A 21,979-nucleotide genomic window follows, 5' to 3' on the forward strand; every position below is an offset into this window, starting at 1 on the left:
AGACGTGAGTCTGTTTGCCTTGCTGCAGCAAATTCTGATCGGCTCTTTGATGATCGTGGCCACCGTTGTGATCGAGGCGTGTTTCATTGCCATTGCTGTGGCGACGCTGGAAAAACACGGACCGCGCCTTCGCCAGTTATCGTTAGTACGCGGCACAATTCTGATGCTCAGCGGTCTCAGCCTTTGGCTATTGGCGGCGATCAGTCTGGCTTTGTGGCTCTGGGCGGGTATGTTTGTGGTGCTGGGCGAATTCACGGATTTGGGGCAGGCAATTTACTTTGCCAGTGTTTCGGCGACGACCCTCGGCTATGGTGACGTGGTGCTATCGGAGCGCTGGCAATTGCTGTCCGGTTTTATTGCGGCGAACGGGTTAGTGTTATTCAGCCTGAATACGGCTTTTTTGTTTGAGGCGTTGCGCCGTATCAGTGATCGATGAGTTGGCAAGCAATCGATTGACGGCCTGATGCCTTGGTACCGTGCCACAGCATCACCACATATTCCCCACCCAATAAAAAAGGGCTGCATCGCTGCAACACTTTGATTTACAACAATTTTTGGATCCGCCTGCTGGGCTCGAACCAGCGGCCCAATGATTAACAGTAGAGCAGAGAGGGTTTTTTGTGGGCTGTAAGTACAAGATTTTTAAGCCTTTGCTCTCGTTAGAAAACCTCGAATACGCGTACCCGAACCTCTTCCGAACTTGCGTGAGGTTGGAACACCGCTATCCCTTCAGTAAGCTCAAGAAAGCCAACGCAAAATACAAACCGAAATCCGAACCGTAGCCGAAACAATGCTGTTTTTTACTGAGTGCCTCGCCCGCGTAAGCGAAGTTGGCGCAGAGTTTCCTGTATGTGGGTGTGGCACCGGGGGAGGATGGCCATGCCTTGTTAATGCGCCAGCTCATTAAGGGCGCTTTAACAAATTACCGCGAGAGTATGACAATGGATTTTCTAAGGGCCAACTCATGCCAAGCGCTGTGAGCGGACTTCGCTCCCCCGACGCTCTTTTGGAGGCGTGTCGAGCCGCGGGAGAAACGGACGAAGCCTACCTGCGGTTTCATTGGGGGCGTTTCCAGGCAACCCGCGAGCTAATCGCCGATGCGCTGGATAGACGAAATCAGCGTGCCGTCCGCGTACTGGACGTCGGCGCTCGCTGGCTACACCAAGCACTCTTGCTCACCGCGGATGGTCATGAGGTAGTCGCAACTGAGCTAACCCAGGGTTTTGGCCGACGTTGATAAATCGCTATCGCTAAATCCGACTCCCAGATTGTCGTTTGTGGACGAACGTTTTCATCAGTTCAGTATATTGGTAACGTCATCAGACTTAGAGAGCGTTCCAGCAAAGTAGTTATCAAGCCAAAGGCAGCTTAAAAGCCCTGGGTACCCAAGTTGGTAAACGATGAATGTCAAAGGAGCTTTAGATAGCCGCTATGGTTAAGAAAATTGGTAAATACCTGGGATTGACCATAGGCGGCGTGTTGCTCATTTTCGCTGCGTTTGCTGCTCATGAGTGGTTCGCCAAACCATTTTTTATTGGCAATTTTGTTAATCGGACATTTGTGCAATATTTATTGAGCAGTCCCGAAGAACTCACATATGTAGGGATCTTTGAGCAGTTCGGTATCAACAGCCACAACGCGCAATGGGATGACGATTCCGAGGTCGCCGCCGAAGAAAAGAATCAGTTCACACGGCGAACCCTGGCCACTCTTGACAGCTATGACGTTGATAAATTGGCCGCGGATTGGCAGCTGTCAGTGAAGGTGGCAAAAGAGTATCTGGGAGATCCCGAGCAGGACTGGCGTTTTCGACATCACAGCTACCCGGTCAACCAGTTGGATGGAGTGCAGCTTGAGATTCCTGAGTTTTTGGTTTCGTTTCACCAGATCAATACGCGCGAAGATGCCGAGCATTACATCAGTCGCCTGTCCAAGATAGGTCTTAAGATGGATCAGGTCATGGAGGGGTTGCTGCTCCGTGAAGCCGAGGGAATGCTCCCGCCCACTTTCGTCATCGACAAGTCAATTGAGGGAATGTCGGCGTTTGTTGCCTCTCCTGCCGAAGAGAATTCGCTCTACACATCATTGCAGACAAAAATGCAAAACACGGATGCGATCAACAAAGGTGAGCGTGAAGCATTCCTCGCTGCGGCCCGTACGCAAATAGAGCAAGTGGTTTATCCGGCCTACCAAGGCTACATCGACTACTTTACTGCCCTGCGCGACAAGTCCAACGACGATGCGGGGGTGTGGAAGCTCCCCGATGGTGAGGCTTATTACAACTATCTTTTGCGGGTTCATACCACGACTAATATGTCAGCGAATGAGATCCACGCTATCGGCGTTGCCGAGGTGGCTCGGATACAGCAGGAGATGCTGGCGATTTTTGCTGCTGAAGGCTTTGACACATCACCAGGCGTGAAGGCCCTGTTTGACGAGCTAGCGCAGGATGAGCGCTATTACTATCCCGATACCGAAGAAGGACGCGTCAGAATTCTGGAAGACTATGCCAGTATCATCAAGGAGATGGAGGAGGGCATCGGTAGCACATTTAACGTGATACCCAATGTGGACATCGTGGTTGAGCCGGTACCGGCGATGAACGAAAGGACTTTGGGGGGTGCCTACTACATGGCTCCATCCAGCGACGGTAGTCGCCCTGGCGTGTTCTACGCGAACTTGTATGACATAAGAACGTCGCCAAAGTACGCGATGCGCACACTGGCCTATCACGAGGGTATTCCCGGACACCATTTACAGTCTGCTGTTCAGCTTGAGCTTGAGGGCCTCCCTGCGTTCAGGGCATACGTGGATTTCACGGCCTATTCAGAAGGCTGGGGGCTCTACGCTGAGCGTCTCGCCTGGGAAATGGGTTTTCAGCCTGATGCCTATGACAATCTTGGTCGTCTGCAGGACGAACTCCTCCGCGCCGTTCGACTTGTTGTCGATACCGGCATCCATGCCAAACGCTGGACTCGCGAAGAAGCTATCGACTATATGCTCGACACGACGAGCCGGACGGCAAGCGAGGTTGTTGCAGAGATCGAGCGATACATCGTGGATCCTGGGCAGGCAACCGCTTATATGGTCGGCATGCAGGAAATTCTGCGACTTCGCAGCGAGGTCCAGGCAGCGCTTGGCGATGCCTACGACATCCGCGATTTTCATGATGTGGTTTTAAATAGCGGTGAAATTCCGCTGACTGTGCTGCGAGAACTGGTGATGCAGTACATCGATAGTAAACAGGCGGGAGCCTGACTGCAGAGGGGCCAAGTTCTTCTGGGAAGCTGCGACCCAGTTTGCTGGTGATTATTTTTTGTCACCCAGAGTATCGTCGAGCTTCTATTTCTTTGGGTAGTCTTTGGGCAGGCATGACTCCCGTAATCAGTTTGAATATTTTCTGCAGGTATAAAAAAAGGGCTGCATCTCTGCAACCCTTTGATACGGCTTATAAAAACTAGCCTAATATGGCTCCGCCTGCTGGGCTCGAACCAGCGACCCAATGATTAACAGTCATTTGCTCTACCAACTGAGCTAAGGCGGAGTAACTCTTCGCTCTCTGCAAAGAGGGCGCGATTCTAATCACCCTCCGCTTCGGAATCAACACCAATTATACTATCGGGCTTTTCGTCACAAATATTACCTATGAGCAAGCCGTTCAAAGTTAACTCCCCGTTCAAGCCGGCGGGTGACCAACCCACCGCCATCAAGTCTTTGGTTGAGGGCATTCATGCGGGTCTAGCTGCCCAAACGCTCTTGGGTGTCACCGGCTCGGGCAAGACCTTTACCATGGCGCATGTGGTCGAGCAGTTGCAGAGGCCGACCATTGTCATGGCCCACAACAAAACTCTGGCTGCCCAGCTTTATGGTGAGTTCAAAGAGTTCTTCCCCGAAAACGCCGTCGAATACTTCGTCTCCTATTACGATTACTACCAGCCTGAAGCCTATGTGCCGTCCTCCGATACGTTTATTGAGAAGGACGCGTCGGTAAACGAGCACATCGAGCAGATGCGCCTCTCAGCCACAAAAGCCTTGCTAGAGCGTAAGGACTGCATAGTGGTCGCGACCGTATCTGCGATTTACGGTCTGGGCGATCCTAAGTCCTACTTTAAAATGGTCATGCATATCTCCCGCGGTGAAATGATCGACCAGCGCGAAGTATTGCGACACCTGGCAGAGCTGCAGTACCAGCGCAACGATATTGATTTTTCTCGTGGCACCTACCGAGTCAGGGGCGATGTGATTGACGTGTTCCCGGCAGAGGCTGAAGCCGAAGCGATACGCATCGAGCTCTTTGATGAAGAGGTAGAGAACATTAGCCTCTTTGATCCGCTCACCGGCGCGATCATCGCTAAAGTACCTCGGGTAACCATTTATCCTAAAACACACTACGTGACCTCACGGGACATCATGCTCAATGCCATCGAGCACATCGAAGTTGAGCTTGATGAGCGCGTAAAGCAGCTCAAGTCCGTCGAGAAGCTTGTAGAAGCCCAGCGGCTTTCGCAGCGCACGCGCTACGACATCGAGATGATCCGTGAGCTTGGCTACTGCCAAGGCGTAGAGAACTACTCCCGTTATTTGTCCGGTAGAGGTCCCGGCGAGGCGCCCCCAACCCTGTACGAATACCTGCCGAGCGATGCCCTGGTGATCATCGATGAGTCCCACGCCAGCATTCCTCAGATCGGCGCTATGTATAAGGGGGATCGCTCGCGCAAGGAAACCCTTGTTGAATATGGTTTTCGCTTACCGTCCGCTCTAGACAACCGACCCTTGCGATTCGAAGAGTGGGAAAACCTGCTGCCCCAGGCGGTGTTTGTGTCCGCAACGCCGGGTCCCTACGAAGAGGCTCATGCGGGGCAGGTCGTAGAGCAGGTGGTCAGGCCTACAGGCCTCACGGACCCCGAGATAGAGATTCGCCCAGCGACGACGCAGGTGGATGATCTCCTCGGAGAGATTCACAAGGCCGTGGAGATGGGGGATAGGGTACTTGTCACAACACTCACAAAACGTATGTCTGAGGACTTAACAGAATATCTGGCGGAGCACGATGTGCGCGTCCGTTACCTCCACTCAGATATTGATACTGTGGAGCGTGTGGAGATTATCCGTGACCTGCGCTTGGGTAAGTTCGACGTTCTGGTAGGGATTAACCTTCTCAGGGAAGGTCTGGATATGCCGGAGGTAGCTCTGGTCGCAATTCTGGATGCGGATAAAGAGGGCTTCTTACGCTCTGATCGGTCGCTAATCCAGACCATTGGGCGAGGCGCACGAAACCTGCGGGGCAGGGCGATTCTCTACGCCGATAAAGTGACAGGCTCAATGCAGCGAGCTATTGATGAGACTGATCGTCGTCGCCGCAAGCAGGTGGAGTTTAACGAGGCGAATAACATTACACCCGTAGGCGTCACCAAAAGTATTCAGGACATTATGGAAGGCGCCCGTCGGATGCCGACTAAGGCCAAAGCCAAGGGGCAGAAGGTGGCAGAGGAGACTCTTGCCTATGGTCAGGAGTTGCTCAAGCTATCGCCAGCAGCCCTGTCTCGCCGTCTCGATAAAATGGAGGCGCAGATGCATGAACATGCGAAGAACCTGGAGTTTGAACAGGCCGCCGCGCTCCGCGATCAGCTTACGGAAATCAAGCAGCAGGCCTTTATGAGCTGAGTCAGCCCTAGCCTTTAGCTGCTAGCGAATCACCAGCACGCGGTTAGTCACCGGGTAGACCCACTCCACACCGCGTTCTGTAACTACGGCATCGTCCTCCAAGGGGACGCGCAGTTTCTTGTTGCCCCACTCGGGTATCGCGGTGTAAGCGAATAGTTCGATAGAGAACAGATTGCTCGGGTGAATCATGTACTTCATGCGCTCGGGATTGAACCAGGCGATGGAGGGTCCTATGCCGTGGCCCAGATTGCCAACGCTATGGCAGCCTATGATGACATCCACCACACCAGGGTCGTCGGTAGGCTGATTAAACGTCTCCATGACCTTGAACCCGGCTTCGTTGATCTTGCCGTTGAGTAGATCGAAAGTGTCGCCGGCAGTGCGGCCGGCCTTGATGTTCGCTTTCAGGATATCGCGAACTTCGCGGCCGTTATCAAAGGCTCTTTGGATACTCTCGGGAACCTCAGTTTCACCTTCCTTGAGTACGTAGGCCTGTCGTTTGATGTCGGTAAAAAAGTTGAGGTAGCCCACTCCCCAGTCGATCGCGAGAAAGTCTCCCCGTTGGATAACGTGATCGTCAGAGAGAGCAACAAAGCCGTCCGGCCCCGTGATGTACACCGACGGCATGCCAAAAGACGTTCCCAAATTGTTTGCAAACTGTTGTTCCCGCATCCACCAGGCAACGTCGGCGAGGGTGGTAACTCCAGGGGTGATGACTTCATTGGAAAACGCAGTCTCAGCGATTTTCCGCGACATCTCTCCTGCGCGCGCGAAGGCAGCGATTTCTGTCGCGACACGCCTGGATCGAAAGTCTGATGCAAGTTTTTCGGCCGAAACAAAGCGTTCGCTGTATTTCTCGCCAAGCGTGCTTTGCAAGTGCCGGTAGGCAGTCAGTGTTAGGCCATCAGCGCCACCGATATGCTCCGCGTAGTTCAAGGCGATGGTTTTTGGGTCTCGTTCTGCAACAAAAGCAGCCAGGTCAAACTCGCCTTCGGTGGTGTAATCGTAAGCGCCATTTCCTTCAATGAGGTGAGTGCCTATGCCCAGCGCGACGCGTTCAACGCGCCCTTCGTCAAAATCCTCCTCACGATAGGTGAAGATGTAATAGCCCCAGCCACCCACATAGCCTTTGCCGAAGTCTTCCGTGAGTGGATCGTTATAGCCTTCACGATTTACCGTGATCCACATTTCTACACCGTTTTCACGCATTACCTCGGGCAGGACCAGATCGAACTTGTCCTTGCGAATCTGGTTCATTAACTCCCAGCGAAGCTGTGCTTCGCCTTCACTCAGGACGGGCAGACTGCTGAGCAGTATGGCGGAGGCGAGGAGCACTCTTATAAATCGGGACATAGGTCGTATCCATAGCGAAGTAGATAGACCAAAACTCTAGCATCCCAGACGCGGTACTTCTTCTCTTTAATCTGCGGTCGCTCTGGGGCAGAATGCGCGCCCCGCGGTGGGGTTCGTTCCTCATCGAAATCACGTGGCCTTTCGTGGGGGCCACCACTGAAGGAGACGCACGAGATGCCAACCATCACTCTGCCTGATGGCAGTCAAAGAGTATTCGATAACGCCGTTACCGTAGCCGATGTGGCTGCGGACATTGGTCCGGGCCTCGCGAAAGCTGCATTAGCAGGGGTCGTTGATGGCCGAGAGGTCGACACAAGTTTCAGTATCAACGCCGATTCTGCGCTCGCCATTGTTACCGAGCGTGATGATGCGGGCGTGGAAATTATTCGTCACTCCACCGCACACCTTCTGGCGATGGCTGTGCAGAGCCTTTACCCGGGTACCCAGGTTACGATCGGTCCAGTAATCGAAGACGGTTTTTACTACGATTTTGCGGGTGAGCATCAGTTTACGCCCGACGATCTGCCGAAAATCGAAGAACGCATGGCTGCGATCGTCGCTGAAGACCTCAGCGTCGAGCGTATTGTCATGGATCGGGACGCGGCGGCCGCTGAATTCGAAAAGATGGGCGAGAGCTACAAAGTCGAGATCATTCGCGATCTACCCGAAGGCGAAGAGATTTCTTTGTATCGCCAAGGCGATTGGATGGACCTTTGTCGTGGCCCCCATGTTCCGAGCACGGGTAAGCTCGGTGCGTTCAAACTGACCAAGCTTGCTGGCGCTTACTGGCGTGGTGACTCCAACAACGAGATGCTGCAGCGCGTCTACGGCACAGCATGGGCTAATAAAAAGCAGCTCAAGCAGTATCTGCGTCGTATCGAAGAGGCCGAGAAGCGTGACCATCGAAAGATCGGTAAAAAGCTGGATTTGTTCCACACCCAGGAAGAAGCACCGGGCATGGTTTTCTGGCACCCGCAGGGCTGGACTATCTACCAGGTGATCGAGCAGTACATGCGCGAGCAGCAACGCGCGAACGGTTATCAAGAGATCAAAACGCCGCAGTTAGTCGACATGACGCTCTGGGAGAAGTCCGGTCACGCCGATAAATTCGGCGATGATATGTTTACGCTCAAGTCTGATGAGCGCGACGTTGCTGTAAAGCCGATGAATTGTCCGTGTCACGTACAGGTATTCAATCAAGGGCTACGCTCCTATCGCGATCTGCCTCTACGCCTTGCTGAGTTTGGTAGCTGTCACCGTAATGAGCCGTCTGGTTCCCTCCACGGGATCATGCGTGTGCGTGGTTTTACCCAGGATGATGGTCATATTTTTTGCACGGAAGAACAGATTCAGCCCGAAGTATCGACCTTTATTGATTTTCTTCATGCGGTTTACAAGGATTTTGGTTTCGACGAAGTCATTTATCGTCTTTCGACTCGTCCTGCCAAGCGTGTCGGGACTGACGAAGATTGGGATCGTGCCGAGAAGGCACTGGCCGACGCTTTGAACGCGCAGGGATTGGATTGGCAGGAGCTTCCAGGTGAGGGTGCTTTTTACGGTCCGAAGATTGAGTTCTCTCTCAAGGATTGCATCGGTCGTGTTTGGCAGATGGGCACCGTGCAGGTTGATTTTTCCATGCCCGGAAGGCTCGATGCGCAGTACGTTGCTGAGGATGGTTCTCGCAAAACGCCCGTCATGCTGCACCGCGCGATACTCGGTTCTTTCGAGCGATTCATCGGAATTCTCATCGAAAACTTCGAAGGTGCGTTTCCTGTTTGGTTGGCGCCAAAACAGGCCGTAGTACTCAATATCACTGAAAAGCAGGACGAATACGTGCGTTTTGTGGAAGATTCCTTGAAAAACAAGGGTTTTCGGGTTTTTTCGGACTTGAGAAACGAGAAAATCGGCTTTAAAATCCGCGAGCACACAATCCAGCGCGTTCCCTACCTAATCGTGGTGGGTGAAAAAGAAGTCGAAGCGAAGACAGTGGCCGTGAGGTCGCGTAGTGGTGAGGACCTCGGAACGATGTCCATTGAGGCATTCGCAGAAGTCCTCAACCGTGACGTGGCGCAACATGGCCGTGTTGCCGTCGGCGACACTTTGTAAGGCCGCTAAAGGCTCTTGGTGTAAAGACCGCTGTTTAAACGGCTAAAGTCTTTTGCGCAGGATTGATATAAGGCTCCCAAAAGGGAGCGCAAAATTGGAGAACAGCGATCAGTAAAGATAGCGGTAAGGGCAAAAGATCCCTTATCAATGACGAAATAGTCGCGGATAAGGTCCGTTTGGTGGGTGCAGAAGGCGAGCAGGTGGGTATTGTCCCTCTAGCCGAGGCACGGGCTGCTGCTGAAGCAGCTGGCATGGACCTTGTACTGATTGCGGATCAGTCGGACCCCATGGTGTGTAAAGTCATGGATTACGGCAAGCACATCTTCGAGGCGAAGAAACAGAAAAACGCCCAGAAGAAAAAGCAAAAGCGTACGCAGCTTAAAGAAATGAAGTTTCGTCCAGGGACGGAGGAAGGAGACTACCAGGTAAAACTACGCAACCTGGTGCGTTTTCTCGAGAACGGGGATAAGGCCAAAGTCACGCTGCGGTTTCGCGGTCGTGAGATGGCTCACCAAGAGATAGGCATGGAGCTACTCAAGCGAGTAGAAGCTGATCTTGCGGAACTTGGCGGTGTCGAGCAGTTTCCGAAAATGGAAGGCCGGCAGATGACCATGGTTATTGCCCCGAAAAAGAAGAATGGCTAGAGGCCCGTGAATGCCCTAAGCCATTTAATTTGATGTGAGTTCCAGCTGTTTATTCGCGGGAAGCCCCACAAGGGAGTCGTTGAATAAGGTTGGACCCAATGCGGAGTACAAGTAATGCCTAAAGCAAAAATTCACAGCGGAGCGGCTAAACGCTTCAAAAAAACAGCAGGCGGCTATAAGCGCAAGAGTGCGCATAAGAGCCATATCCTGACCAAGATGACCACTAAGCGTAAGCGCCAGCTGCGTGGAACTTCAATGATCCATGACAGTGACAAAGTGCTGATCGACCGCATGTTGCGGGCGCGCTAAGCGTTTATTAAGGACAGGAGAATACTATGCCTCGCGTAAAACGTGGTGTCGTCGCGCATCGTCGACACAAGAAAATTCTGAAGCAAGCCAAAGGTTATTACGGAGCACGCTCACGCGTCTTTCGCGTAGCCAAGCAGGCAGTTACGAAAGCGGGTCAATACGCTTACCGTGACCGTCGTCAGCGCAAGCGTCAGTTCCGTGCATTGTGGATCACGCGTATTAACGCCCAATCCCGTGCTAATGGTTTGACTTACAGCAAGCTTATCAATGGCCTTAAAAGAGCCAACATTGGTTTGGATCGTCGAGTACTTGCGGATCTCGCAGTACATGACAAGCCAGCCTTTGCAGCAGTCGTGGAGCAAGCCAAAGCAGCTCTCGCTGCCTAAGCCCCTGGCTGGATATATCCCGCCGCGAAAGCGGTAGGGCTTGCAACACGAAAAATCAAAGGGAAAGGGCCCAGCCTTTTCCCTTTTTTTGTGGCCTTTTCTTTAGGCCTTATATGAGTCGTCTTACGAAAAGCGGTCTTACGGGTAACAGTTGAACATGGAAAATCTCGAGAAACTTGCCGATGAGGCTCGCCAGGCGATCAATGCCGCACCTGATGTGCCGGCGCTGGAAGCGGCCCGGGTCGATTATTTGGGCAAGAAGGGCGCGCTTACGGCGCTCCTCAAAGGCTTGTCTTCACTCTCCGCCGAAGAGAGGCCTGCGGCCGGTGCTCAGATAAATGTTGTTAAGCAAGAAATGCAGGCTTTGATCGGAGAGCGCAAGGCAGCGCTGGAAGACGCGGCCATTAGCGCGCGCCTTGCTAGCGAGTCTATCGACGTCACCCTTCCGGGGCGCTCTGTGGGTGGTGGTCGAATACACCCGATTAGTCGAACGATTGAGCGGATCGAAGAGTTCTTCGGTTCTGCGGGTTTCTCCGTCGCTGACGGTCCCGAAATTGAGCAGGACTACTACAACTTTGAGGCTTTGAATTTTCCGCCCCACCATCCAGCTCGAGCTGAGCACGATACATTTTTTGTTGATCCGACAACGGTGCTACGCACGCATACGTCGCCTGTGCAGGTCCGCGTTATGGAGAATAACGAGCCACCTCTTAGGATTATTTGCCCGGGGCGGGTTTACCGTTGTGATTCGGATCTAACCCACACGCCGATGTTTCACCAGGTTGAGGGTTTGTTGGTTGACGAGCATTCGAGCCTTGCGGATCTCAAGGGTCTCATCGAGCAGTTTTTGCAGGTCTTTTTCGAGAAAGAATTCGCCGTGCGGTTTCGTCCGTCCTACTTTCCTTTCGTAGAGCCTGGCGCGGAAGTTGATATTCAGTGCGTGCATTGCGGTGGAGATGGCTGCCGTGTTTGTAGTCATACCGGGTGGCTTGAGGTTATGGGCTGCGGAATGGTGCACCCCCGCGTATTCGAAATGGCAGGGATCGATCCTGAGCGCTATTCGGGCTTCGCCTTTGGTATGGGTGTCGAGCGTCTGGCAATGCTTCGTTATGGCGTGAATGACTTACGTCTCTTCTTCGAGAACGACTTGCGCTTTCTTGCGCAATTTTGATGCGACCCGACGTGCACGGCACTGTGTTGGTCAATAAGGAGTTAACAGGTGAAATTTAGCGAGCAATGGCTGCGAGAGTGGGTGAGCCCCGCTCTAAGTACTGAAGCCCTCGGACACCAAATCACTATGGCAGGTCTCGAAGTCGACGCTATCGAGCCGGCGGCGGGCCCTTTTACAGGTGTGATCGTCGCTGAGATAACGGAGGCCGTTCAGCATCCTGATGCCGATAAGCTGCGCGTATGCACCGTAGATGCGGGGAATGGCGCGACGGTGCAGATTGTCTGTGGTGCGCCTAATGCACGCAAAGGTTTGAAAACCCCACTGGCAGTTGTGGGGGCGTTGCTTCCTGGTGACTTTGCGATTAAGGCTGCAAAGCTCCGAGGTGTTGAGTCCCAGGGAATGCTTTGCGCCGCATCGGAGCTGGGTTTGTCCGAAGAAAAAGACGGGATTCTAGAGCTGCCAAGTGACGCACCGGTGGGCACTAACTTGCGCGACTACCTCAAGCTCGATGACGTCAGTATCGAGATTGGGCTTACCCCCAATCGCTCCGACTGCCTAGGCATTGCGGGTATTGCTCGAGAGGTTGGACTCCTCAACGATCTAACGGTTTGCGCTCCTCCGGAGAATGTTCAACCGATCACCACTGAAGAGGCCGTAAGCGTCGACTTACGTGCTGCGGATCGCTGCCCTCGATACCTGTGTCGCGTCATCGATGGGGTAGATCTTAGTCGCCCAACGCCGATCTGGATGCAGGAGAAGCTGCGTCGTTGTGGCGTTCGAAGTATCGATGCGGCAGTAGATGTTACGAACTACCTTCTTATTGAGTTTGGCCAACCTATGCATGCCTTTGATCTGGATAAGATCAACGGTGGCATTATTGTGCGTGAGGCAACTCCCGGTGAATCGCTGGCTTTACTGAATGACCAGGAGGTCACTTTGGGAGAGGGGAACTTGGTCATCGCCGATCATAAGAGTCCCCTCGCTTTTGCGGGAATCATGGGCGGCGCAGGATCTGCGGTAGGTGAAAACACCACGCGTATTCTTCTCGAGTCGGCGTTCTTCGCTCCTGTTCCTCTTAGCGGTCAGGCACGATCTTTTGGATTACATACAGACTCCTCTCATCGCTTTGAGCGCGGTGTTGATTTTCAACTGCAGCGCCGCGCAATGGAGCGTGCAACGGAGTTGTTGCTGGAGATTGTAGGCGGAGCAGCAGGCCCGATTACCGAGGCTGTATCAGAGGAAAATTTGCCGGCGCCGGCCCCGATTCACTTACGTGCTGCGCGCATTGAGCGCCTCTTGGGCCTTGTTATTGATAGCGAAACCGTAGAGCGTATTCTTCGCGGTGTTGGGCTTAACGTGTCAACGGTTGAAGACGGCTGGGAATGTACGGTTCCGAGTTGGCGGTTTGATTTGCGTATCGAAGCTGATCTGCTCGAAGAGTTGGCTCGGGTGTACGGATACAACAATCTTCCCGTTACCCGTATCCGAGCGGATGTCGTCCTTCCTTCGATTCCTGAAGAGAAAGTCAGAATACAGCAGCTGCGACGAGCCTTGGTTGCGCGCGATTATTACGAAGCGATTTGTTATAGCTTTGTGGATGCGGGAATTCAAATGCAGCTCGATCCAGACGTGGACCCCGTGGTGCTCAATAATCCGATTTCCCCTGAGCACGCAGTGATGCGTAGCAGCTTACTCGCTGGTCTGCTGCGATCGGCGGAGCACAATGTAAAACGTCAGCAGCCTCGTGTTCGCTTGTTCGAGACAGGGCTTCGTTTTGTACCCGGTGCTGAAGGCCTCAGTCAAAGACCGGGACTGGCTATGCTCGTTACGGGGTCTTTGAGCGCCGAAAGCTGGGCCGAGCCTGGACGCAATGCTGACTTCTACGATCTCAAGGGAGACATCGAGGCGCTGCTGGAATTGACCGGCGACGTGTCTTCGTTCCGTTTTGAGGCGGGGGAACGCAGTGCACTGCATCCAGGGCAAACCGCTTGGCTCAAGCGCGGTGAGCATACCGTCGGTTACATAGGTGTGCTGCATCCCACCGTGCAAAAGGATCTGGACTTTGATCTCCCTGTCGTCGTGGCGGAATTGGATTTGGAGTTGCTGTGTTCGGCGACTGTTCCCGCGTTCTCACCGGTTTCTCGTTTTCCGGCTTTGCGTCGCGATATTGCAGTTATCGTGGATAAGACTGTGGTCGCTGGTGATCTTCTAGCCAATGTTCGCGCCAATGCAGGCGTTTACCTTCAAGACTTAACGCTCTTTGATGTGTATGAGGGCAAAGGTATTGATCCTGCTCGCAAAAGTGTCGCTCTGGGTTTGACTTTTCAGGATCATTCACGCACCCTTGATGATAATGAAGTCAACACATGTATTCAGCAAGTTGTTGATTCGCTGAAAGAAAACTACAAAGCGGAGCTTCGTGGTTAGTCCTTGGACTAATCTTCGCACTGAGAGGCGAAGCCTGCAGTAAAGGTCTTACCGGGACGGTTGAATATGAGCGCACTGACCAAGTCCGAAATGGCAGAGCGGTTGTTTGAAGAACTCGGGCTTAACAAGCGCGAGGCCAAAGAAATAGTCGAGCTGTTTTTTGAAGAGATTCGAGTTTGCCTCGAGAATAACGAGCAGGTGAAACTCTCGGGTTTTGGCAACTTTGATTTGCGTGACAAAAACCAGCGCCCAGGACGTAACCCAAAAACGGGAGAGGAAATTCCGATTTCTGCCCGCAGAGTGGTAACCTTCAGGCCAGGGCAAAAGCTCAAGGCCAGAGTAGAAGAATATGCTGGAACCGAGTCACAATAACGAACTCCCCGCGATACCGGGCAAACGCTACTTCACCATCGGTGAAGTCAGTGAGCTCTGCGCAGTAAAGCCCCATGTTTTGCGATATTGGGAGCAGGAGTTTCCTCAGTTAAAGCCGGTTAAGCGTCGCGGAAATCGCCGCTATTACCAGCGTGAAGACGTGCTGACTATTCGTCAGATTCGTACGCTGCTCTACGATGATGGCTACACCATAGGCGGCGCTCGTCAGCGTATGACCGACGAGAAGGCTAAGGGTGTACACCCCACGCACATTGACGCGGTGATTCAAGAAACTATTGATGACCTGGAAGAATTGCTGGAGTTGTTGAAACCCGGCAGATAAGTAGTCTCAGGGTTAATAACATTTGAAGTTATCAATCGTTACTACCAATCGTTACTGCCAATCATTGTCACCAACAATTACTTGCGTATAATGCCGCCTCGGCCAAGCGCGAGCTCTCGCGAATTGTCCAAGATCTACCACTCGGGGCGTAGCGCAGCCTGGTAGCGCACCACACTGGGGGTGTGGTGGTCGCAGGTTCAAATCCTGCCGTCCCGACCAATTCTTACTTTATCGCCTCCTTGCCTTGTAAGTGATTAGTCATGGGTACTAACCTGACGTCTCCCTAGCACGTAAGGCACTTGATCATGGCATCCGCTCGCAAAGTTTCTACTATCGCACTGCTTGTGCTCGTCCTGATAGGCGGCGCAGTTTTTTATCTTGCATCAAACCTTAATGGCATCGTAGCGGGCGTTATCGAATCCCAAGGATCCAGGGTGCTCGGCACATCGGTAAAAGTCAGCGGAGTCGACATCCGGCTTACAGAGGCGGCGGCCGGCCTGTCTGGATTAAGCATTGAAAACCCCGAAGGTTTCCCGGGCAACGCCATGGAGCTCGGTGGCTTTGCCATCGATTTAGATGCCTCGACGCTTACCAGTGAAACTGTCGTAATCAACAAAGTTATAGTTGATGGAGCAAGAATCAATGTCATTCAGGAAGCGAGCGGCAGTAATTTGCAGGCGCTGCTCAACAACATAGAGACGGGGCCTGCTGAAGAGACATCCCCCGAAGAAGAGTCGGTTGGCGACGCTAGTACGACGAAAGTCATCATTAATGAGTTTACGTTAAGCGGCGCTAGCGCTTCAGTGTCGATCCCCGAGCTAAACGAGACTCGCGAAGTTTCGCTTCCGCCAATCGTAGTTAGCGATGTAGGAAGAGCTACTAACGGCGCTACAGCGGCGCAGGTAGCTACGCAAATACTCAAGCCCGTCATCGAGAAAGTGATAGCGACTGCTCTTACCGACTCAATCAAGGAGCGTGCGAGCGAAAAAATAAACGACACTGTAGGCGGTTTTCTCAAAGGTTTGAGTGGCGATGGTAAAAAAGGTTCGCGTTAGTGATCGAGGGCACCGGGTCTTTCCGGAGCCCACTTCCTAATCTATGCGCTTAGTCACAGTGCTACACATGAGTTCCAGTCGATGATTACCCTTAGCCGTGCTCATGACTTGCTGCGGCTACGTCGTCTTGCCCTGTCTTCCCAGGGCCTTTTAACGAGAAAACCTTTTGGTCGTGGATTGGCAGGTGCCATCAATGCGATTGCTCAGATCGGCTACGTGCAGATAGATACAATTTCTGTGGTAGAGCGCGCGCATAATCATGTGCTCCAGTCACGGGTGCCGGGCTTTGTTCCTGCGATGACTAACCAGATGCTTGTGGATAGAGATATCTTTGAGTATTGGAGCCATGCCGCAGCATTCATTCCCATCACCGATTACAAGTTCTCCTTGCCCTACAAGCAGGCAGTCAAGAACGGAAAAGTCCATTGGTTTAAGTCGCCCGATAAAAAGCTGATGAAAGGTCTTTTGGATCGCGTGCGTACTGATGGCCCACTGCGCTCAAGGGATCTGGAGGCCGCTTCTGCAAATAGAGAAGGGTGGTGGGATTGGAAGCCCGCAAAAAAAGCGCTCGAACAGCTCTACATGCAAGGCGATCTGATGGTCAGCAGTCGGGAGGGGTTTCAGAAGGCATACGATCTTACCGAGCGCGTTCTACCGTCAGGGATAGATGCCGCAGTACCAAGTACTGAGGAATTCGCTCAGCACTTGCTTCAGCGACAGCTAGGGTGCCATGGCTGTATGACTCTGCGGGGAATTAGCTATCTACGTAAAGACGCAAAATTGCGCGAGGCGATAAAGAGCCTCGTAGATGAGGGGCTCGCGACTAACGATCTTGAGGAAGTGCAGATACCCAGCGGTGATGTGTTGATCCTCCCCGCGGGGACCTTGGATCAACGCCTGCCCCGCGTTGATCATCGAATGCGAATTCTCTCTCCCTTCGATAATGCGGTGATTCAGCGGGACCGTCTTAAGGCACTCTTTGATTTTAACTACCAAATTGAATGCTATGTGCCAGCGCCTAAACGTAAACACGGCTACTTTTCGTTGCCGCTCCTTTATGGAGATGCTTTTGTTGGGCGCATGGACTGTAAGGCGCATCGAAAGGACAGGCATTTCGAGATTAAGGCACTGCACTGTGAATCCGCCAAGTTCGAGGATAGTGCCGCGGTGGCGGCTTTCAAAGACGCCGCGTTACAGTTCTCTGAATTTAATGGTTGCGATAGGCTTTCGTTGACGGCGGTCTATCCCAAGCGATTTGCCAAGCCTATTCAGAAGGCGCTGAAGCTATAACGAGGCGGCAGGCTATTGATGGACAGAAGGTGGGGAAAACCATGAATCAATTGCAGCAGTTGTTTGGTGAACCCTCAGCTCGATCAAAGGACAAAGTACGTCCGTACATGGTGGAGCGGGTTCAGGACTTTATTCGACAGTCCCCGTTTATGGTGATGGCCAGCAGCAGTGATAATGGAGCCTGTGATGCGTCCCCTAAAGGTGGCATGCCCGGCTTCGTAAAAGTACTGGATGAAAAACACTTGTTGATACCCGATGTCGCCGGTAACAAGCTCTTTCAGTCTTACGAAAACATTGCGACAAATCCGCACGTTGGTCTGGTGTTCTTTATCCCGCCCCTTGACGGTACGGCGCGGGTGAATGGTCGCGTGACGGTTTTACGCAAGGGCGATGAGCTTTTTGAGAGCTTGTCGCTCGAAGTATTTGCACCGGACGAGAACGCAAAGCTTCAGCAGGCGCTCCTGCTGGAGGTTGTAGAGGCGTACCACCATTGTCCGCGAGCGCTAAGGTTTTCTAAGTTGTGGTCGACCAAGCAGGCGAAAGATCTCGAAGACGTTTGACCTAGCCAGCTCTCCGCAATACCCGCCCTGCAAAAACCTGGGTAGATTCGCCATCTTTTAGAACTCGCTGTCCATTGACCCACACACTATGAATGCCAGTGGATAGCACCTGTCCATCGCGAATTCCGGCATGGTCTTGGATACCTTTGGGATCGAACAGTACCAAGTCGGCTTTCATGCCGGGAGCTATCCGCCCGCGATCGGTAAAGCCCATATGATCGGCCGCTCGCGAGGTCATCGCTGCGACTGCAGTTTCTAAAGAAAGGACCTGCCTGTCTCGAACGTAGCGAGCGAGCACTCTAGGAAAGGTGCCGTGCCCACGAGGGTGACCATAGAAGCCGCCATCGCTGCAGACATTACTATGCTCCCATTGCAAAAACGTCTCTATATCATCCTCTGTCATGGAGCGACCCATAATCATTTCTGCCTCGGCACCATCGTTTGCCTTGGACCAGGCTTCTGACTCTTTGAGCAGGTCCGAAAATGTTTGCACTTCGGAGGTGCCACGAATCTTCGCGATTTCAGTTACTGAGAGATTGATGTATTCAGGATTGGGTTCGTATTTGGTGAAAATGATGCCGGAGGCGGGAGTTAGCTGATCCAGCACAAAGGCGATCTCCTCGAGGTCGTCTGCATTCCTATCGGGTAGCAGCACCCACATGGTGGATGCCCAATATTCATAGGGGTACACGTCCGCCGTTACATCGATTCCTTCTGCACGTGCAGCGTTGAGCTTCTCAAGCAGCTCGGGAGCCTGATTCCAAAGACTCTTGGCGGCGAGTTTGATATGCGATATCTGCACTGGAATGCCAGTCTTGCGACCGATGTCGATAATCTCTTCCATCGCATCCCAAAGGAATCTATCTTCGGACCGTACGTGGGAAATGTATCTGCCCCCCTGTTCCGCGGTGGTTGCTGCCAGGCTGATAACTTCATCGCGATGGGAGTAAATGCCAGGTACATATTCCAAGCCCGTCGACAGCCCCAGCGCACCCGACTCCAACTCCGATAGGAGTAGAGCCTGCATGGCCTCGATTTCAGTAGTGGTGGCTGGGCGGTTGGCATCGTCGCCCATGACATGGTCTCTTAGCGTGTTGTGGCCTACATAGGCCGTGATGTTGACCGCAGGCGGATTGTTGTCAAAGTCATTCAAAAAATCGGCCAGGGGCAGTTGATGGTCGCCATCCTGTCCAAACACCGCAGTTGTGATGCCCTGAGTGAGCATCGGCAGAGCATCCAGATTTTCACGAAGAGCGCCCTTATCGTCATGGTGGCTGTGGGTGTCTATGAAGCCTGGCGTCAAGACCAGCCCATTTGCGTCTATTGTCTGCTCGCCGTCCAAAGGGCTGAGGTCACCAACACTGACGATGGCATCATCTTCTATTCGCAGTGCGCCAAGTTTGGCCTCACCGCCATTGCCATCGAGAATCAGTGCATTGTGAATCAACGTGGAGCTCACTAGCGAGGGTGTCCCAAGCTCAGGGGTTTTCGATCCACAGCCTGAAATTAATGCACAGACAATTAAACCCCAAGCCGCCTTTACACAACTCGTTGTTCGGACGGCTGGAATCAGCGTTGGTCGATCCATAGACACAGTCTGTTCCTCTCGGTGTTTTTGCGCGTAGACTAAGAGTACACCACATATCTATCACCGAACCTCAGGATGCCCTATGCAACGTCTCTTCATCGCTTTTTTTGTGCTGTTTGTTACCTATCCGCTTCAGGCCCAGGAACCACTTAATCCCACGGGTTTCCCCTATGTGTTTCATATGGTGCAAGCGCGGCTCTGGGATCAAGTTTTGGAAGACGGATCGACTTACTATCCACCCACCTACGAGGCGGATGGTTTTACCCACGGCACTTCGAATCCGGACAAGTTGATGAACGTTGCGAACCATTTTTATCCCGATGTAAAAGGTGAGTGGTACTGCCTTCGAATGACCGTTGAGAGTCTTGCTGCCACTGGTGTTAGTACTGTCTTTGAGGGGACCGCGCCGGTGGGTGATATACCTCCCGATTTTGAGGGAGCGACTGACGAACTGTTTCCGCATATTCTGGGTGGCATTAAGCCGGCAGCGGTACTCGAGGCGCATACCATTGTTCGCGACCCTCACGGTGCCTTTTTATCAGTGCAAGGTGTGACGAACTGATAGAGGTCTTCGTGGCACCTGGGTCCCGTCTTCCTAGGCGTATCATGGGCTTATCAGTATTTTGACACTCTAAGTGGAGAACGCTTACATGCTTTTTAAACACCCTTTAGCCCGCGTCATGTGGTTGCCTGCAGCGTTGCTATCACTGTCCTTTGTAACGGGGAAGGTCGTCGCGTCCGATAGTGCTGATGGCGTCCAATCTGGATGGCAAATGATTTCTGAGGAAGAGCGGGATCAAGTGTTTGCCTTTGCCGAGGACTACAAAGTATTCATGGGGCGCGCGAAGACCGAACTGAGTTTTGTCACAGAGGCCGTGCGACTTGCTGAGGATGCCGGTTTTACGGCAATGCCGCCTGATGGTGCGCTGAGTCCGGGAGAACGCTATTACGACGTGAACCGTGATCGCACTATAACGCTGTTCGTCGTAGGAACAGAGCCCATGGCCGAGGGCTTTCGCGTCGTGGGCGCCCACGTTGACTCCCCGCGATTGGAGCTAAAGGGACGACCACTTTACGAGTCTCAGGGTTTCGCGCTTTTCCAGACTTACCGCCATGGGGGAATAAAAAATTATCAGTGGGTGAACCTGCCATTGGCGTTGGTAGGGCACGTTGATAAGAAGGACGGAACCCGTGTTTCAATTTCTGTGGGTTTGGATGAAGACGATCCCATATTCATCATTCCCGATCTTTCACCCCACGTGGATGCTGATTATCGCGATCGAAAGAACCGTGATGTGATTATGGGTGAAGAACTGGATCCGATTATCGCGTCCATTGAGCCAGCGGATGACTCCATAAAGGCATCAGTGCTCGCCTACTTGGCGTCTGAATACGACATTAGTGAGATGGACCTGGTGTCTGCGGAGTTGGCGATCGTCCCGGCGGTCGCGCCCCGTGATGTGGGTTTTGATCGTGGAATGATGGCGATTTACGGGCAGGACGACAAACTGTCTTCTTACACTGCCCTGCGAGCAATCCTTGAGCAAAAGTCACCCAAGCGCACGGCTGTTGCCTTTCTGGTGGATAACGAAGAGGTTGGCAATATCAACAACACCGGCTCCAACTCGGACTATTTTGTCGATTTACTGGCAGAGCTTGTTTACCGGGAAAAGGGTGATGCCTACACGGATATCGATATTCGACGGGCACTGCGAAAGACTAAGGTTGTGTCGTCTGATGTAAACCCCGGCATCCATCCAACCTATCCGGGTGTCTGGGAGTCAGGGAATGCACCCCGTTTGGGTTTTGGTGTGAATCTCAAACTTTACGGCGGTGGATTCAACGCCAACTCTGAATTTATGGCATGGAATCGTGCTTACCTTGATGGTTCCAACATCGCCTGGCAAACCGCGACTTACAAAGGCCGTGCGTCAGGCGGGACCATCGGTAGCTCGCTGTCACGAAGAAACATGGAAGTGATCGACTACGGGGTACCTCTTCTATCGATTCACTCGACCTACGCGGTGAGCTCCAAGATTGACGTCCACATGCTATATCGCGCCATGGACGCCTTTTATCGGTACAACGAGTGATCGAAGTCCGTCGACGCGCATTGACGCGCATTGACGCCTTATTTGCCGCGTCGCTCGGGGTCACAATCTTCGGTGCGACGCGTATCGTCAATCTGCAAAATTTTCCACTGTCCGTCGACTTTCCTGAACGAGAAAAGGTCAATACCGCAGTGGTGAAACTCGTCGTTTACAAACAGGTTGTAGGGCGTCCATGCCATGGCCACGTTGTCATCAATGAGCACAACTTCATCAAAGATTACCTCGTCGAGGTAAGCTTCTGAGGCGGTGACAGAGCTAACCCACCCCTCAATGTCGTCCGTGCCTAGCCTGCCATCGGGTAAAAAGGCTGAACGAAGCGCCTCACCATCTTTATTGCGCATCGCGTCAAACAAGTTGGTGACCGCATCGATAACATCCTGCTCTGCGTTCTGCGCACAGGCTCCCCAAGAGCTTGTCATCACAGCCGCGAAGAGGGCCACGATCAGATGGCGCTGCAGGCTGGCAAGTTTTCGCGCTACACTCACTTGGCGAGGTTTTAGGGCGCTGCGAAACAGGTTCGCCCGTTTTAGCTTATCGAGAGTTCTCAAAACCTAGTTCTCCTTAAGGTCGATGCTGACTAGCCCCAACAATGGCCGCAGC

The 21,979-nt window shown here is 52.9% G+C and carries 20 protein-coding genes and 2 tRNA genes; 18 read left to right on the forward strand and 4 right to left on the reverse strand.

Features of this window, described 5'->3' with window-relative positions:
• The first annotated feature begins 4 nt into the window (after window positions 1–4).
• From R0137_RS08235 to R0137_RS08245, 3 genes are all read left to right on the forward strand, one after another.
• The gene (locus R0137_RS08235; RefSeq protein ID WP_407329900.1) at window positions 5–436 is read left to right on the forward strand and encodes an ion channel; all 432 of its coding nucleotides are present in this window, start codon (window positions 5–7) and stop codon (window positions 434–436) included.
• A gap of 528 nt (window positions 437–964) precedes the next feature.
• The gene (locus R0137_RS08240) at window positions 965–1,237 is read left to right on the forward strand and encodes a hypothetical protein (protein ID WP_407329901.1); all 273 of its coding nucleotides are present in this window, start codon (window positions 965–967) and stop codon (window positions 1,235–1,237) included.
• 194 nt (window positions 1,238–1,431) lie between these two features.
• Window positions 1,432–3,258, forward strand: a complete 1,827-nt coding sequence (locus tag R0137_RS08245; RefSeq protein WP_407329902.1) for a DUF885 domain-containing protein — start codon at window positions 1,432–1,434, stop codon at window positions 3,256–3,258.
• 210 nt (window positions 3,259–3,468) lie between these two features.
• Here R0137_RS08245 and R0137_RS08250 read toward each other — a convergent pair.
• A tRNA-Asn gene (locus tag R0137_RS08250) sits at window positions 3,469–3,544 on the reverse strand.
• A gap of 101 nt (window positions 3,545–3,645) precedes the next feature.
• Between R0137_RS08250 and uvrB the strand changes: the two genes are divergently transcribed.
• The gene (gene uvrB / locus R0137_RS08255; RefSeq protein WP_407329903.1) at window positions 3,646–5,664 is read left to right on the forward strand and encodes an excinuclease ABC subunit UvrB; all 2,019 of its coding nucleotides are present in this window, start codon (window positions 3,646–3,648) and stop codon (window positions 5,662–5,664) included.
• 21 nt (window positions 5,665–5,685) lie between these two features.
• Here the strand turns inward: uvrB and R0137_RS08260 are convergent, their stop codons facing one another.
• Window positions 5,686–7,017 carry a M24 family metallopeptidase gene (locus R0137_RS08260; RefSeq protein WP_407329904.1) on the reverse strand — a complete coding sequence of 444 codons (1,332 nt, stop codon included), beginning with the start codon at window positions 7,015–7,017 and terminating at the stop codon, window positions 5,686–5,688.
• Window positions 7,018–7,191: 174 nt separating this feature from the next.
• Here R0137_RS08260 and thrS point away from each other — a divergent pair, with 174 nt between their 5' ends.
• The 12 genes from thrS to R0137_RS08320 all read left to right on the forward strand — a co-directional run bounded on the left by thrS (window position 7,192) and on the right by R0137_RS08320 (window position 17,680).
• On the forward strand, window positions 7,192–9,123 hold the full coding sequence (gene thrS / locus R0137_RS08265) for a threonine--tRNA ligase (RefSeq protein WP_407329905.1): 1,932 nt from the start codon (window positions 7,192–7,194) through the stop codon (window positions 9,121–9,123).
• A gap of 107 nt (window positions 9,124–9,230) precedes the next feature.
• Entirely contained in the window at window positions 9,231–9,767 is a 537-nt protein-coding gene (gene infC / locus R0137_RS08270; RefSeq protein WP_407329995.1) for a translation initiation factor IF-3, read from the forward strand.
• Between the two features lie 114 nt (window positions 9,768–9,881).
• Entirely contained in the window at window positions 9,882–10,076 is a 195-nt protein-coding gene (gene rpmI, locus R0137_RS08275) for a 50S ribosomal protein L35 (RefSeq protein ID WP_405269362.1), read from the forward strand.
• A 26-nt stretch (window positions 10,077–10,102) separates the two neighbouring features.
• Window positions 10,103–10,462 (forward strand): 50S ribosomal protein L20, encoded by a 360-nt coding sequence (gene rplT, locus R0137_RS08280; RefSeq protein ID WP_407329906.1) that lies wholly within the window; start codon window positions 10,103–10,105, stop codon window positions 10,460–10,462.
• 157 nt (window positions 10,463–10,619) lie between these two features.
• Window positions 10,620–11,633 (forward strand): phenylalanine--tRNA ligase subunit alpha, encoded by a 1,014-nt coding sequence (gene pheS, locus R0137_RS08285; protein WP_407329907.1) that lies wholly within the window; start codon window positions 10,620–10,622, stop codon window positions 11,631–11,633.
• A gap of 48 nt (window positions 11,634–11,681) precedes the next feature.
• Window positions 11,682–14,060 carry a phenylalanine--tRNA ligase subunit beta gene (gene pheT, locus R0137_RS08290; RefSeq protein ID WP_407329908.1) on the forward strand — a complete coding sequence of 793 codons (2,379 nt, stop codon included), beginning with the start codon at window positions 11,682–11,684 and terminating at the stop codon, window positions 14,058–14,060.
• Window positions 14,061–14,126: 66 nt separating this feature from the next.
• The gene (gene ihfA, locus R0137_RS08295) at window positions 14,127–14,432 is read left to right on the forward strand and encodes an integration host factor subunit alpha (protein WP_008294679.1); all 306 of its coding nucleotides are present in this window, start codon (window positions 14,127–14,129) and stop codon (window positions 14,430–14,432) included.
• Window positions 14,410–14,775 carry a MerR family transcriptional regulator gene (locus R0137_RS08300; RefSeq protein WP_407329909.1) on the forward strand — a complete coding sequence of 122 codons (366 nt, stop codon included), beginning with the start codon at window positions 14,410–14,412 and terminating at the stop codon, window positions 14,773–14,775. The genes ihfA and R0137_RS08300 overlap by 23 nt, the downstream gene beginning before the upstream one ends.
• Window positions 14,776–14,917: 142 nt before the next feature.
• Window positions 14,918–14,994, forward strand: a tRNA-Pro gene (locus R0137_RS08305).
• An 86-nt stretch (window positions 14,995–15,080) separates the two neighbouring features.
• Entirely contained in the window at window positions 15,081–15,830 is a 750-nt protein-coding gene (locus R0137_RS08310; RefSeq protein ID WP_407329910.1) for a hypothetical protein, read from the forward strand.
• Window positions 15,831–15,911: 81 nt separating this feature from the next.
• Window positions 15,912–17,120 carry a winged helix-turn-helix domain-containing protein gene (locus R0137_RS08315; protein WP_407329911.1) on the forward strand — a complete coding sequence of 403 codons (1,209 nt, stop codon included), beginning with the start codon at window positions 15,912–15,914 and terminating at the stop codon, window positions 17,118–17,120.
• Between the two features lie 41 nt (window positions 17,121–17,161).
• Window positions 17,162–17,680, forward strand: a complete 519-nt coding sequence (locus tag R0137_RS08320; protein ID WP_407329912.1) for a pyridoxamine 5'-phosphate oxidase family protein — start codon at window positions 17,162–17,164, stop codon at window positions 17,678–17,680.
• Window position 17,681: 1 nt separating this feature from the next.
• On the opposite strand, the gene R0137_RS08325 is transcribed toward R0137_RS08320, so the two are convergent.
• Window positions 17,682–19,139 (reverse strand): amidohydrolase family protein, encoded by a 1,458-nt coding sequence (locus R0137_RS08325; RefSeq protein WP_407329913.1) that lies wholly within the window; start codon window positions 19,137–19,139, stop codon window positions 17,682–17,684.
• Between the two features lie 211 nt (window positions 19,140–19,350).
• On the opposite strand from R0137_RS08325, the gene R0137_RS08330 reads away from it, so the two are divergent.
• Together R0137_RS08330 and R0137_RS08335 are read left to right on the forward strand one after the other, a co-directional pair.
• The gene (locus tag R0137_RS08330) at window positions 19,351–19,830 is read left to right on the forward strand and encodes a DUF952 domain-containing protein (RefSeq protein ID WP_407329914.1); all 480 of its coding nucleotides are present in this window, start codon (window positions 19,351–19,353) and stop codon (window positions 19,828–19,830) included.
• An 88-nt stretch (window positions 19,831–19,918) separates the two neighbouring features.
• On the forward strand, window positions 19,919–21,361 hold the full coding sequence (locus tag R0137_RS08335) for an aminopeptidase 1 (protein WP_407329915.1): 1,443 nt from the start codon (window positions 19,919–19,921) through the stop codon (window positions 21,359–21,361).
• A gap of 38 nt (window positions 21,362–21,399) precedes the next feature.
• Here R0137_RS08335 and R0137_RS08340 read toward each other — a convergent pair whose 3' ends face one another.
• Entirely contained in the window at window positions 21,400–21,927 is a 528-nt protein-coding gene (locus tag R0137_RS08340; protein ID WP_407329916.1) for a hypothetical protein, read from the reverse strand.
• Between the last annotated feature and the right edge of the window lie 52 nt (window positions 21,928–21,979).

Source organism: Congregibacter brevis (genome assembly GCF_045689245.1).
Taxonomy (GTDB): domain Bacteria; phylum Pseudomonadota; class Gammaproteobacteria; order Pseudomonadales; family Halieaceae; genus Congregibacter; species Congregibacter brevis.

Bases quoted from the DNA above. Each gene is read 5' to 3' on its own strand.
- R0137_RS08240 (WP_407329901.1), top strand. From the start codon at position 965: ATGCCAAGCGCTGTGAGCGGACTTCGCTCCCCCGACGCTCTTTTGGAG.
- R0137_RS08245 (WP_407329902.1), top strand. From the start codon at position 1,432: ATGGTTAAGAAAATTGGTAAATACCTGGGATTGACCATAGGCGGCGTG.
- uvrB (WP_407329903.1), top strand. From the start codon at position 3,646: ATGAGCAAGCCGTTCAAAGTTAACTCCCCGTTCAAGCCGGCGGGTGAC.
- R0137_RS08260 (WP_407329904.1), bottom strand. From the start codon at position 7,017: ATGTCCCGATTTATAAGAGTGCTCCTCGCCTCCGCCATACTGCTCAGC.
- thrS (WP_407329905.1), top strand. From the start codon at position 7,192: ATGCCAACCATCACTCTGCCTGATGGCAGTCAAAGAGTATTCGATAAC.
- rpmI (WP_405269362.1), top strand. From the start codon at position 9,882: ATGCCTAAAGCAAAAATTCACAGCGGAGCGGCTAAACGCTTCAAAAAA.
- rplT (WP_407329906.1), top strand. From the start codon at position 10,103: ATGCCTCGCGTAAAACGTGGTGTCGTCGCGCATCGTCGACACAAGAAA.
- pheS (WP_407329907.1), top strand. From the start codon at position 10,620: ATGGAAAATCTCGAGAAACTTGCCGATGAGGCTCGCCAGGCGATCAAT.
- ihfA (WP_008294679.1), top strand. From the start codon at position 14,127: ATGAGCGCACTGACCAAGTCCGAAATGGCAGAGCGGTTGTTTGAAGAA.
- R0137_RS08300 (WP_407329909.1), top strand. From the start codon at position 14,410: ATGCTGGAACCGAGTCACAATAACGAACTCCCCGCGATACCGGGCAAA.
- R0137_RS08310 (WP_407329910.1), top strand. From the start codon at position 15,081: ATGGCATCCGCTCGCAAAGTTTCTACTATCGCACTGCTTGTGCTCGTC.
- R0137_RS08315 (WP_407329911.1), top strand. From the start codon at position 15,912: ATGATTACCCTTAGCCGTGCTCATGACTTGCTGCGGCTACGTCGTCTT.
- R0137_RS08320 (WP_407329912.1), top strand. From the start codon at position 17,162: ATGAATCAATTGCAGCAGTTGTTTGGTGAACCCTCAGCTCGATCAAAG.
- R0137_RS08330 (WP_407329914.1), top strand. From the start codon at position 19,351: ATGCAACGTCTCTTCATCGCTTTTTTTGTGCTGTTTGTTACCTATCCG.
- R0137_RS08335 (WP_407329915.1), top strand. From the start codon at position 19,919: ATGCTTTTTAAACACCCTTTAGCCCGCGTCATGTGGTTGCCTGCAGCG.